This window comes from Cerasicoccus frondis, assembly GCA_031296915.1.
Taxonomy (GTDB): Bacteria; Verrucomicrobiota; Verrucomicrobiia; order Opitutales; family Cerasicoccaceae; genus Cerasicoccus; species Cerasicoccus frondis.
The window spans coordinates 101,862-114,147 of record JAVDPC010000013.1; the positions used below are offsets into that span (position 1 = coordinate 101,862).

General features: G+C 49.2%; 10 protein-coding genes. 6 read left to right on the forward strand and 4 right to left on the reverse strand.

Going from position 1 to position 12,286, the window contains the following annotated elements; all coding sequences use genetic code 11:
- The first annotated feature begins 89 nt into the window (after positions 1-89).
- The 5 genes from RBB63_RS11790 to RBB63_RS11810 are packed head-to-tail and all read left to right on the forward strand — an operon-like array spanning position 90 to position 6,014.
- Positions 90-1,082: an AAA family ATPase gene (locus RBB63_RS11790; RefSeq protein WP_309384420.1), complete on the forward strand. Its 993-nt coding sequence runs from the start codon at positions 90-92 to the stop codon at positions 1,080-1,082.
- Positions 1,079-1,960, forward strand: coding sequence for a DUF58 domain-containing protein (locus RBB63_RS11795; protein ID WP_309384422.1), 882 nt, complete (start codon positions 1,079-1,081; stop codon positions 1,958-1,960). The genes RBB63_RS11790 and RBB63_RS11795 overlap by 4 nt, the downstream gene beginning before the upstream one ends.
- The gene (locus RBB63_RS11800) at positions 1,961-2,461 is read left to right on the forward strand and encodes a hypothetical protein (RefSeq protein ID WP_309384424.1); all 501 of its coding nucleotides are present in this window, start codon (positions 1,961-1,963) and stop codon (positions 2,459-2,461) included.
- Positions 2,461-3,423 carry a vWA domain-containing protein gene (locus RBB63_RS11805; protein WP_309384426.1) on the forward strand — a complete coding sequence of 321 codons (963 nt, stop codon included), beginning with the start codon at positions 2,461-2,463 and terminating at the stop codon, positions 3,421-3,423. Before RBB63_RS11800 ends, RBB63_RS11805 begins: the two co-directional genes overlap by 1 nt.
- Positions 3,420-6,014, forward strand: a complete 2,595-nt coding sequence (locus RBB63_RS11810) for a VWA domain-containing protein (protein WP_309384428.1) — start codon at positions 3,420-3,422, stop codon at positions 6,012-6,014. Before RBB63_RS11805 ends, RBB63_RS11810 begins: the two co-directional genes overlap by 4 nt.
- A 145-nt stretch (positions 6,015-6,159) precedes the next feature.
- Here RBB63_RS11810 and RBB63_RS11815 read toward each other — a convergent pair whose 3' ends face one another.
- The gene (locus RBB63_RS11815; protein ID WP_309384430.1) at positions 6,160-7,602 is read right to left on the reverse strand and encodes an arylsulfatase; all 1,443 of its coding nucleotides are present in this window, start codon (positions 7,600-7,602) and stop codon (positions 6,160-6,162) included.
- A gap of 106 nt (positions 7,603-7,708) precedes the next feature.
- Entirely contained in the window at positions 7,709-8,494 is a 786-nt protein-coding gene (locus RBB63_RS11820; RefSeq protein ID WP_309384431.1) for a PEP-CTERM sorting domain-containing protein, read from the reverse strand.
- 389 nt (positions 8,495-8,883) lie between these two features.
- On the opposite strand from RBB63_RS11820, the gene RBB63_RS11825 reads away from it, so the two are divergent.
- On the forward strand, positions 8,884-10,491 hold the full coding sequence (locus RBB63_RS11825) for an alpha-amylase family glycosyl hydrolase (RefSeq protein WP_309384433.1): 1,608 nt from the start codon (positions 8,884-8,886) through the stop codon (positions 10,489-10,491).
- A 41-nt stretch (positions 10,492-10,532) separates the two neighbouring features.
- On the opposite strand, the gene RBB63_RS11830 is transcribed toward RBB63_RS11825, so the two are convergent.
- Together RBB63_RS11830 and RBB63_RS11835 are read right to left on the reverse strand one after the other, a co-directional pair.
- The gene (locus RBB63_RS11830; protein ID WP_309384435.1) at positions 10,533-11,456 is read right to left on the reverse strand and encodes an ADP-ribosylglycohydrolase family protein; all 924 of its coding nucleotides are present in this window, start codon (positions 11,454-11,456) and stop codon (positions 10,533-10,535) included.
- Positions 11,456-12,283 (reverse strand): NAD(+)--dinitrogen-reductase ADP-D-ribosyltransferase, encoded by an 828-nt coding sequence (locus tag RBB63_RS11835; protein ID WP_309384437.1) that lies wholly within the window; start codon positions 12,281-12,283, stop codon positions 11,456-11,458. The genes RBB63_RS11830 and RBB63_RS11835 overlap by 1 nt, the downstream gene beginning before the upstream one ends.
- Positions 12,284-12,286: the final 3 nt, after the last annotated feature.

A 12,286-nucleotide genomic window follows, 5' to 3' on the forward strand; every position in this document is an offset into this window, starting at 1 on the left:
TGCCGGAACCGAGATTAATAGCTTCAGCAATTCTAAGCTCTTACCCTAGCCCCACAGGGATTACGCAGCCCAACCTCTAAAGATATAATATGACACGCGAAGAACTCGATGCCCTTGGTGAAGAAATCGCTACCGCCAGTAGTAGCCTATCCACCATTTTTGAAGAAATATCTATTGTTGTTGTTGGCCAACAGCATCTAATCAAAAGACTCTTGATCGGCCTTCTGTCCAACGGACACGTACTGCTCGAAGGCGTCCCCGGCTTGGCCAAAACGACGACGATTAAGGCGCTCGCAGACTGTCTGCATGCACAGTTCAGTCGAATTCAATTCACACCGGACCTATTACCATCGGACGTCGTTGGAACCATTATCTATAATCCAGACAAGAATGAGTACTTCGCCAAAAAAGGCCCAATTTTTGGCAACCTTCTTCTAGCGGACGAGATTAACCGCGCTCCAGCAAAAGTACAATCTGCGCTACTTGAAGCGATGCAAGAACGACAAGTAACGCTTGGAGATGAAACACATCGCTTGCCCGACCCATTCCTCGTATTGGCCACCCAAAATCCGGTTGAGCAAGAAGGGACTTACCCTCTGCCAGAAGCCCAACTCGACCGCTTCATGATGAAAGTAACAGTCGATTATGGAACTGCCGAGGAAGAACGACGCATACTGGATCTCATGATCAGCTCCCAGAAAAAAGCTGAATGCCAACCTGTGTTTGATTTGAATCAACTACGCTACCTGCGCAACCTCGCAGACAGCGTCTATGTTGATGAGAACGTGCGAGATTATATTATTGGCCTGGTTATGGCTACACGTAAGGCAACTGACCTAGATCCTAAAATGGGAGCCTACATCCGCTGTGGTTCTTCGCCTCGAGCAACTATTAATCTCACTCACGCTTGCAAAGCCCATGCACTCATGGAAGGGCGTTCTTATGCCACGCCCTACGACGTCAAAGCAGTAGCCCCTGAGATTTTAGGACATCGAATTCTCCGAACCTACGAGGCCGAAGCCGATGAAGTCTCCTGCGCCCATATCGTTCAATGGGTTCTCGATACGGTTGTGGTGCCATGATTTTATCGAAAGATCAGCTTTCCAAGCTACGACGCCTGGAGCTAAAAACGCGTAAGCTTGCCGTGGAAATTTTATCAGGCTCCTATCATTCCGCATACAAAGGCCGTGGATTGGATTTCGAAGAAGTGCGCGCCTATCAACACGGTGACGATGTTCGCACAATTGATTGGAACGTAACGGCTCGAACACGCACGCCGCATGTGCGCCGCTTTCGCGAAGAGCGTGAACATGCATTTGTAATCATGGTGGATATTAGCGCATCCGGCCTCCTCGGCTCTGGTGAGCGAAATAAACGCGAACTTGCTGCGGAAATCGCATCTACACTGGCCTTCAGCGCTCTTAGCAATAACGACCGCGTTGCCCTGATTCTCTTTTCAGATCAAGTTGAAAAGTTTATTCCGTTAGGCAAAGGCCAGGCTCACGTCTTCAGGATCATCAAAGAAATCCTTTACACCGAACCTCAAAGCCCTCGCACCAATATCGCAGAGGCTCTCAGTTTCCTCAATAATGTCTTTCCCCGACGCTCGGTAACAATGCTTATTTCCGACTTTTTGGATAACTCCTATGAGCGACCTTTGAAAACAACGACTCGTCGCCACGATCTGCTAGCCATCCATATTTACGACCCACACGAACGCGAACTGCCTAACGTTGGGTGGATCTGTCTACGTGACTCTGAAACAGGCGCTGTGGTTGAAGTAAATACTTCGGACCCAATAGTTCGCAGTCGATTTGCTCGGCAGACTGCCGAAAGCTGGGAGCGAGTTCACACCCTCCTTCGTCGCACCAAGACTGATTACATCGAAGTTTCAACAACAGCGAACTTCCACATGCAGCTCCGACAATTCTTTGACCGACGCGCTGCCCACTCCAGATAAATGAACGCCCCTCTCGAAATCATTGAAGACTACACGCTGGTCGATCCTCCCGGCATTTTTAGTAACCCCTTTGTATGGCTGGGAATATTCATTGGAGCGATCGTGATCGGGTTCGTTGCATACAAATTGATGCGTTACCGACAAGCCACCTTAAGCGCACCGCCACCACCAGAAAAGAGCGCAAGACAAGATCTTCAACTATTGGCCAGCGACATCGACCTACTCAGCGCACGTGAATTCGCATTGAAAATCTCGTTGATTCTACGCGTCTACATCGAACGACGATTTGACCTCAATGCACCCAAATTTTCGACCGAAGAGTTTCTCTATCATGCAGCACATTCACCGCTGCTTCCTGAAGAGCAGCATGACTGGACAAACAAATTTTTACTGCGCTGCGATCAGACCAAGTACGCCTTGGCCGATATGGAGCGACAAACGAAACATGAGCTCTTCGATGCGGTTCAGTCCTTTGTTAAAAATACAACTCCCCCTCACTAATGACGCCCATCTTAACCATGTTCAGTTTCGGGCAACCTTGGTGGCTATTGCTACTGTTGCTACTTCCACCACTTGTCTGGTTACTGCAAGGAAAGGGCAAGCCACCTTCGGTAGGCTACTCATCAACTGAGCTACTAAGGAAAAGTAGCCGAACCGCTCGTCTAGGCCCACGTGGCTGGCTTTGGTTCATACGCTTAGCGATACTCTGCTTCGCAATCATCGCCTTGGCTCGGCCACGGCTTGAAAACAGTGAAACCAAAGACCAACGCTATGGCATAGACGTTGTTTTAGTGTGCGATATCTCAAACTCAATGCGCTTACCAAGTTTCGAGAAAAACGGGAAAAAGCTCACCCGAACAGAAGCATTGATTGACGCCGTGGATGCATTTGTTGAAGAGCGTCCGAAAGACCGAACGGGATTGGTCGGGTTTGCAGCGCATGTTTACCGGCTAACCCCGTTAACAACCGACGCCAGTTGGCTTCCCGAAGTGCTACGACAGATAGAAAATCAAGGCGGAACAGCCATCGGAGAGGGCATGCTGGAGGGGATCCGCATGCTCAACGAAAGCAAAGATGCAGAATCTCGCGTAATGATAGTCGTTTCAGATGGCTATAACACATTGGGCATCGATCCCGTTGAAGCCGCTGAACTTGCCCGAGAAGAAGGCATCCGCGTGCATTCGATCCGCATTACCGATTTCCAAAATGTTGCCGGCTCGAGTGTTGGACAAGGCACTCTTGAAAAAGTTGCGCGCACCGCTGGCGGGATATCCGCTTCCGCAACGAGCGCCCAAGGATTAATCGATATCTATAAGCAAATAGATCGCCTGGAAAAAGGTAAGATCGAAACCAAGAAAACACGCCTATTTGACGAGATTTATAGCTGGCCACTGACAATCGCCAGTTTGCTGGGACTGTTTGAACTCATCGCTATGTCAACCTTCTGGATTAGATTACCATGATCATTGCTCAACCATACTTCCTCTGGACGCTCCCTCCCCTACTCTTAAGCGGAATAATATTCTATCTATGGTCACGACGCGTACGAAAGAGGCGGCTTAGCCTGTTCACCACTTTTGCTCAAACAAAGGAACTGCTGCGTTCGCCTCAGGAAAAGCTCAGAATCGCCAGCTATTGCTTGATTCTCCTTGGGCTGGCTTTCTTTGCACTGGCTCTTGCCCGTCCACTTAGCGATCCCAAACAAAGCGAAGCCAAACGCGAAGGCTTGGATATACTTATCGCGGTAGATGTATCCAAAAGTATGCTAGCGAACGACACGTCTCCCCGTCGTTTGGAGCAAGCTAAAGCAGTACTGAAAAACTGGCTCAAACATGCGGGTAATGATCGTATTGGCCTGATTGCATTTGCCGGGGAGTCCTTCCTTCAACTGCCATTGACCAGTGATCGAGTAACCACAAATACATTTCTAGATTCTTTACGCCCAACAGGAAAAGGCGGCAGTGACTTGGAAAAGCCAATACGCACCGCGATCAATGTCTTTAACCGAAGTGAAAGCAAAAACCGTGTGCTCTTGCTCGTCAGTGATGGAGAAGACAATTCCGAGAATCCTGTCCTTGCTACGGTAGATGAAGCGAACCGTGAACATAACATACGCATCTATACACTTGGCGCAGGCACTCCAGCCGGTGGCCAAGTGCCTAATTTCACTCCTGGGGGCAAGGTTAGCGGACGCATTAAAAATGCATACGGGCTTCCTGTTATCTCGAAACTCGATGCACATCAACTAAGCATGATCGCACAAGCCGGAAAAGGCGCTTACTATCCTATCCAGAGCGAGTCGGATCAACTGGATGAGCTAAGAATAGCGTTATCTACTTTACCCCGCGAAACGCGCATAGTCGAAGCAACAGATTATCAGGAATGGTTCTTTATTCCGCTACTTTTTGGCATGCTCTGTCTAGTTGCTGAACGGTTTCTGTTTAGACTTCATATGCCGATCCCCGCCAGTGCTCCGGGTCTGGTAATATTAGCCCTAGGCTTTTTCATCGCTTTGCCAAATCAGCTATCTGCGGAGTCAAACCCAAAGCTAGACTTCGACTCACAGAACAAACTCATAAAGCAAGGGCGTGTAGAACAGGCCCTTGCTGAGTTGGAGGCAATGCTCGACGAATATCCAGAAAATCCATACCTACTTTACAATATTGGCGTGACCGCAGCTTTAGCAAAAGAATACGAACTATCCGTAGCTACATTTGAAGCACTGATTTCGCTCCCTGATGACATCATGCGGCCTCAAGCCCTTTACCAACTAGGCAATGTTCGATCCAGATTGGGTGAAGAGCTGCTAAAACAGGGCGATCAACTAAAAGCAATCAGTCAGTTTGAAATGGCGTTGTCTTGCTATGAAGCCCCTGGCGCAGCAGGAAAGGGTTTAGGTCGTAACGGCTACATCATAGCCGAAGCCTACTTGGAAACCGTAGAAGACTTTGCATCGGATTCCCTGGAAAAGGCAGACAGCGCTGATTCAACCAAACAGCAAATACGAATTCTGCAAAAAGCATTATCGGTTATGGGAGCTGCAATGTCACGCGCTGACAAACGCGAATCGACTAAAGCCCTGAACGAGAAGATTCGATACGATCTCACCGGAGTGCAAATTGCTGCAGGGGAGGAAAAACTAAGTGAAGCTCTTGGATATGCACAAAAGGATTTCAAGAAGGCATATGCGTACGCAATGGATGCCGTTTCGCTGGCAAGCGAGGCGGTCTCACTTTCACCTCAGGATGCCCGCGCTCAAGAATTCGCAGCAAAGGCGCGCTCAACAGCTTCTCGCTTGATCACTGAGCAGATGAAGGAGGTACTTCCCGAAACTCAACTGAACGATAAAGTCTATGAAAGAATAAGTGAGTTAAATCGAATAAAAGATAATTTGGAAGAGGCCTTGTCACTATCACCTGAGAATCAAGAAGCTGCATCCCTACTTCGAGAAACAATGCAAAGCATCGCCCAGGCAGCTATCGAGATCGGCGATAAAAATGCTGAATCTGCCAGTAAAGTCAAAAAAGTTGAAAAGCAAGTGGCTCTACTGAGTAACGCGATGGATCAATACGAGAAAGCACTCGATGCCGACCCTGGTAATTCTGATGCACAATCACGGATAGACGAGACGGCTCCCAAACTAGCAGAGACTCTCCCGAAAATGGCTCAATCTGAGATCGATAAAGCAACTGATAAACTAAATGGCGAGAAGCCATCTCTGAGCGACCTAGAGGATGCGCGTAAGCACATGGAAAAAGCAGACCAAGCCATCAATAAGGCGGAAGCAATGGGCAATGCCCCAAGCAAAATGGCAGACTTAAAAAGACAATCTGAAGAACTTAACAAAGAGCTATCCAAGCAGATGGCAAAAGTTGAAGGTGAAGCTAAAAAGCCTGATCAGGGTGGAACTCCTGGTGAGGATAAGCCTGCTCAAGAAGATCAACCAGGCAACCCCCAGGAAGGAGAACAGTCGACTAGCACTGTTTTAGGATTTGCCGATATCCGAACTTCTAACCACGGATCGGATGCTGCAGAAGTGGATCAGGACTGGTAATCACATGCACATCTTAGAGCACTCTCACTTTAAATTGTCCACTCAGGTGGAGAGGGAATTGAAAGCAGCGCAAGGCGTAGCCGATTGAGCTCGCTTCTGAGCAAAAAACTTTCGGAGGAGCGAGGCGAAACGGATATCGGTCTTGTTAGCTATTTGTCTGTTCTTCGAACAGGAAGACATCTGATTCAGTCCGAGCGTTTTCCATAATATCTCCGATCTCCTTAACGATATCAGGATGCTTCGCCGCTACATCAATCTGCTCACCGGGATCTACATCCAGGTTAAATAACTGTATTGGGGCATTCGAGTTATTGAGGACTCCATAACGAACCCCCTTCCACTTGCCCATGCGTACGGCCACACGTCCATTGCTTTCATGGAACTCCCAATAAAGATATGGATGCGTTGCCTGCTTCCCTTTACCTAAAAGAGTAGGCGCTATTGAGATACCATCTGTATCCACTGGAATCGCAACTCCGGCTAATTCATTAAACGTTGGCGCCATGTCCCAAAACGCGGAAATGTGATCCGATTCAGCCCCCGGAGCAATGGTCCCGGGCCAATAGGCGATCATCGGAGTATGGATGCCACCTTCGTACAAGTCACGCTTGTAACCTCGAAATGGACCGTTGCTATTGAAGAATTTAGGATCAGCCCCACCCGCCTTATGCGCGCCGTTGTCCGAGGTAAAAATGATGAGTGTATTACCGGCAATTCCTAGTTCCTCGGTTAATGCAACGATCTCACCCACCTGATCATCGAGCAAGGTAATCATAGCCGCAAATGCCGTGCGCGGTTCGGCTTGTGCTTCATACCCCCCACGTCGATAATGTGGACCGGTGTATCCCTTGAAAGCTTTGGGCTCTTCAAACTGTCCACGGAATTTAGACATGTAAGCTTCTGGCGCAGCCAATTCGGCATGGGGTATAATCGAAGCAACATAAAGAAAGAATGGCTGATGCTGATGCTCTTCGATAAACTGAAGCGTTTGCTCATGAATTAAATCGGGTGCGTAAGCACCCTTTTCTCTTCCCGCATTCGCATCTAGCATCACTTTCTGCTCATTCGACCAGAGGTGATAAGGATAGTAGTTGTGCCCGAGACGCTGGCAATTATAGCCATAGAAAACGTCAAATCCTTGGTGTAATGGATCTCCTTCAGACCCTGGATAGCCCAGTCCCCATTTACCAAAAGCGCCACTGACATACCCTGCCTCTTTCAACATCTCAGGAATCAAAACTGTCTCCTCTGGAATCGGCAACTGCCCCTCTGGTTCTAGCTCGTAATTTCCGCGGACATATGTGTGGCCAGTATGCTGCCCCGTCATCAGTGAGGAGCGAGAAGGCGCACACACAGTGCTACCCGAATAGTGCTGAGTGAAGAACATCCCATTTTCCCTTAAACGGTCGATGTTGGGCGTCTCAAATTTCTCTTGCCCAAGAAAGCTTAGATCACCGTAACCAAGATCATCAGCAAGAATGTAGATAATATTTGGCGGGGCAATTGCCTGAGTCGCTGGCTGGCCACAGAGGGCCTTCGTTAATCCCAGCAAACAACACATCGCGGTAAGAAAACTCGATATCTTCATCTAAATCATCTAAGAAAAGCTACACGCGTCATTCACTCAACACGCATATTGGCGGTTTAGGAAGGAAGCTCCCAAACTAAGGCGTAAAAAGGAAAAAATACTTAGCTTATTTGCGACGCCGCACCAAAACGACACCGAGACTCAGCAGGCTAACCAGGATCGCGTATGTGCCAGGCTCAGGAATTGTAGTGCCTGTAAGAATAAAATTATCTGCAGCAAAGGCTTCCGCTCCCCCCGTATATCCATCAATCGATATGCGCAGGTCCATGCTGCTGCCCGTTCCGCTTACAATTGTGGTGAAAGTCTTGAGCGTCGTACCCAAATCGTCGACACCGGCAGTTCCTCCGACTAGGCCCATAACACCGGGAGAGTTCGCATTGCCCTGAAAATCCAACAATGTAGACCAATCGGTTGCATCATCTATTCGATACTCGATCGTAAGGTAATCGGTAGCCGTCACATTGGTAGTGCTGCCAAGTTGACCAGAAAACTGGATATTGGTGTAATCAGCGATATCAATGTTAGACCACGTAAGTGTGTAGGGAATGATAAGGTCGTTGTCGTAATGTTCCCCTTTGATCGCATCCAGATCCTCTCCTGCAAAAAAAGTATTATCATCTGCTAAGGGAGTGACTCCATCCACTGCCAACCAATCATCGAGCCCAACTGGATTTGATTCCGTGCCGCTCTGATCAAAATCTGGATTGGCTCCGGCAAGACCAATATAGTCTGGAGATGAAGCTACACTATCCATATCGAAAGAATTAATGCCACTGCCATCGGCCTTAGTAAAGCCGTTAGCATTGTCGAATGTTTCGTTCAAGATAACAGCTGCATTAGAGCAAACGGTGAATGCAAAAAATGCAGAGGCAAGAGTCGTCGTCTTTTTCATATTTGGAGTAGTTTTGATGAATAAGTTCCTAGGAGTTTAAACAATACGGTGCACCTAGTAAAAACACTAGGGCAGCAGATTTGATTAAGAGCATACACAGTGCAAGAGAGCAATAACTTAATATAAAGTAGAAGCAGAACTGCACTAACTTTATATTAAGCCCAAAACTCATTGCTGGCCCTAGCAACACCCAAAACAATTTCATGCAGTCAACCCTAATGATCGCACATCATAGAGGGCCGATTTCTTACTCACCATACTTGGAGTTTAGTTTCACCAACGTGATCCGGGCAAAAACTAAACTCATCACAACCGCTTGATAGCATCATATAACGCTAGGCCAATGATGTGCCATTGATTCCATTGAGACACCACTAACAAAAGATAATATGAAACAGGGACCCGCTTGGCTTAAGAATGCAATTTTTTACGAGATCTACCCCCAAAGTTTTCTGGATACCGACGGCGACGGAATTGGAGATATCCCGGGCGTCATTCAGAAACTCGATTACATCAAATCTATCGGATGTAACGCTATCTGGCTTAACCCTTGTTTCGTGTCTCCTTTTGCCGATGCTGGCTATGATGTGAGTGATTATCGAACCGTAGACCCTCGTTATGGCTCCAACGAAGACCTGGAGAAACTCTTTATTGAAGCGCATAAACGTGACATGAAGGTCACCTTGGATCTCGTTGCAGGACATACATCAATCGAACATCCTTGGTTCAAAGCTTCTTCTCAGCCAGAGCCCAACAAATACTCAAACTGGTATGTCTGGACAGACTCTGCCTGGACGGAAAGCACCAGTGAGACACCGTTGATACGTGGGTTCAGTAATCGCAATGCCGCTTACATGCCAAACTTCTTTCACTTTCAACCAGCGCTCAATTTTGGTTTTACAGAACCCGATCCCAATAAACCATGGCAATTACCCACGAATCACCCCGATGTAGTAGGCTTGCGTGAAGAGATGAAGAATATCATGCGATTTTGGTTGGATGCAGGTGCTGATGGTTTCCGTGTCGATATGGCCTCATCGCTCGTAAAGTCCGATCCCGAAATGAAGGGAACCATCGCATTATGGCAAAATATACGGTCTATGTTTGACGAAGAGTATCCAGAGTGTGTCCTCATTGCAGAATGGTCCTTTCCTAAGCATGCACTACAAGCGGGCTTTCACATGGACTTCATGATCCATTTCAACACGGAAGCTTATAATTCGCTTTTTCGTGATGAAGAGAAGAGGGATTGCTTTCTAACGCCAGGAACGAAATACGGCCATAGTTTTTTTGATCGTGAAGGAAAGGGAGACATCACTCGTTTTCTTCGCCATTATATCGAACATTTCGAAGCCACAAAAGACATTGGCTATATCTCATTGCCCACTGGGAATCACGACCTCACCCGAATTTGCTGCCACCGCACCCCGGAAGAGTTGAAAGTGATTTACGCGTTCTTATGGAGTATGCCCGGTATCCCCTATCTCTATTTTGGCGATGAAATCGGCATGAAATATATAAAAGGTATGACTTCAAAAGAAGGCGGATTCGGCCGTGTAGGATCTAGAACGCCCATGCAATGGAATAACACTCGCAACGCAGGGTTCTCCACCGCGCCGTCGGAGAATCTATACCTACCATTAGATCCAGCGACAAATCGCCCTAATGTTGAGCAAGAAGTGAGCGATCCAGACTCTCTGTTAAACCATATAGTATCCATGGCTTCTTTGCGTCGCCAATATCCAGCCTTACAAGCGGATGGGAACTTCACTGTTATCTACGGGGAGAAAGAACAATATCCTTTTGTTTTTCTAAGATCCACACCTGAAGAAAGAATTCTCATTGCGATTAATCCGGCTGATCGCGAAGTAAACGTTCAATTGCCAGAAAGCTATAGCTCACTCTGTCCACTAAAGTCGTCCGGGGTTACTTATTCCAAAGACACGAGGCAATTGGCGATGAACCGAATTTCTTACTCAATATTCTTAGTAGAATAATATAATATCATAGCATTTTAAACCTAATATAAAAAATTAGATCAAACATCCAACAAAAGGCCCAGTGTAATTAGCTGATCTTGTCCTTGCAACTGGTCCAACCAGCGCTTCGGAATGCCCGCCACGCCGTAGCGGATACCCGCAATGCCCCCCGCCAGACAGGCCGTGGTGTCGGTGTCGTTGCCCAGTGAAATCGCGCGGCGAACGATCTCCGTATAGTCACTACCTTCACACGCCCAACGCACTGAGTGCAGCGTATCCACCACGTAGCCCGAGCCTTGGCATTTGGGCCGGTCGTAAGGTTTGATGTGCTGATCGAGCTCTTCCAGAAACTCCGGCTCGTCGTGGTAAAGACGCGTCAACGTCGCCACCGCACTACCCCACGGATTCACGTGCCGTTCGATCTCGCGACGCGCCCACAGGCAATACAGCGCGCAGCAAATCTGCGAACGCGCATGCTGGTGAGTGAGCCGGGACTGGCGTTGCGCGTCGGTGACCAGATCCGCGTCGTTGCCGCCATGCAGCAACGCCAGCGGCAGGCAGCGCATCAGCGAACCGTTGCCATTGTTGCGCGCGCCCTTGAGCCCGGAGTCCGAGGTGATGGCGCCACGCTTGAGTCGCAGCAGCGCTTCACTGGTCTGGTTGCCGATGTCGAACACGTAGCCCTTCACCGCCATGTAGCCTTCGTCCCGCCAACGCAACAGCCGGTTGGCGAAGTCATGCCGGTGGTAGGCGCCGCAAGCCATCATCGTGGCAAACAGACAAAGCGCCTGCGCGCCGTCGTCCGACCAATAGCCCGGCGGCACGTGCTCATAGCTCCGGAAAAATCCTTTGGGCGGCGTCATTTCGATTTGCTCGAACGGCGGTATCTCGGCGGCGCAGTGAAACTCATACGGCACCCCGCAGGCGTCGCCCACCAACAGGCCGAGCATCCCGGCGCGCACCGTTTCCCAATCCTCTCGCATTAAAACAATAACTCCTTCACCCAGTAATGCCCTCCGATCACCAGGTATTCGTCTTCACCTTTCAGCAAGCTGTCCGGCAAAAGACCGCTAAAAAATACAATTTTGCAAAACGGAATCTGACTCTTCCAAACGGTCGATCCAAACTCCCACGCCTTTTCCCGGTCCGAGGTGAATGAGACCAGGTTGTTTAAACGTACGCAGCTTTCGCGCTTGCCCCGGCGGTCGATCACGGGGTGCTCTTCCGGGTCGTTCGTGCCACGGTAGAGCTCCCAGTGCAGTTGCCCCGGCCAGCGGCGATCGAGCTCATACTGACAGTATTCATAGAGCAAATCCAGTTGCGAGTAGATCGCGTTGGTCATGGCTAAGCCCTTCATCCGGTCGTAGGCAAAACGCGCGTCCTCGGCGCCATCGTGGTCGTTCGTTAAACGCCCCCGATGATACGTCGGCCCAATGCCGAAACGACTTTGCACCCAGCTCTTAAGTACGGCGGCGGCTTCGCGGTTGCTGTCCACTTCCCATCCGCGCAGGTAGCGAAAATAGCTGTTGCGCAAGCTGCTTCGAGCCTTGCCCGCGTACTGCTCCCACAGGTGCAGCCCAAAGGTGACGGCCAGGTAGTCGTGGAAGAGTTGCCCGCGCTGCTGCGGGTCGTCCGTGTCACGAAGCTTAGCGAAAAAGCCGCGGTTCGCAGTGCGAACCCCGGCGATTTGAATGGGCGTCGGGTTGGCGTTGAACTCCTCCGAGGCAATGAGCCACGGAGAAGTATCGCACAAGTTTAGAGCAAGCCCACTTGGCTTAGCTGACTGTTCGGGGTAAGGGGCTCCTGGCATGGA

Excerpts from the sequence above, each read along its gene's own strand:
- RBB63_RS11830 (WP_309384435.1), bottom strand. The coding sequence starts at position 11,456 with ATGCGAGAGGATTGGGAAACGGTGCGCGCCGGGATGCTCGGCCTGTTG.
- RBB63_RS11810 (WP_309384428.1), top strand. The coding sequence starts at position 3,420 with ATGATCATTGCTCAACCATACTTCCTCTGGACGCTCCCTCCCCTACTC.
- RBB63_RS11790 (WP_309384420.1), top strand. The coding sequence starts at position 90 with ATGACACGCGAAGAACTCGATGCCCTTGGTGAAGAAATCGCTACCGCC.
- RBB63_RS11820 (WP_309384431.1), bottom strand. The coding sequence starts at position 8,494 with ATGAAAAAGACGACGACTCTTGCCTCTGCATTTTTTGCATTCACCGTT.
- RBB63_RS11835 (WP_309384437.1), bottom strand. The coding sequence starts at position 12,283 with ATGCCAGGAGCCCCTTACCCCGAACAGTCAGCTAAGCCAAGTGGGCTT.
- RBB63_RS11825 (WP_309384433.1), top strand. The coding sequence starts at position 8,884 with ATGAAACAGGGACCCGCTTGGCTTAAGAATGCAATTTTTTACGAGATC.
- RBB63_RS11800 (WP_309384424.1), top strand. The coding sequence starts at position 1,961 with ATGAACGCCCCTCTCGAAATCATTGAAGACTACACGCTGGTCGATCCT.
- RBB63_RS11805 (WP_309384426.1), top strand. The coding sequence starts at position 2,461 with ATGACGCCCATCTTAACCATGTTCAGTTTCGGGCAACCTTGGTGGCTA.
- RBB63_RS11815 (WP_309384430.1), bottom strand. The coding sequence starts at position 7,602 with ATGAAGATATCGAGTTTTCTTACCGCGATGTGTTGTTTGCTGGGATTA.
- RBB63_RS11795 (WP_309384422.1), top strand. The coding sequence starts at position 1,079 with ATGATTTTATCGAAAGATCAGCTTTCCAAGCTACGACGCCTGGAGCTA.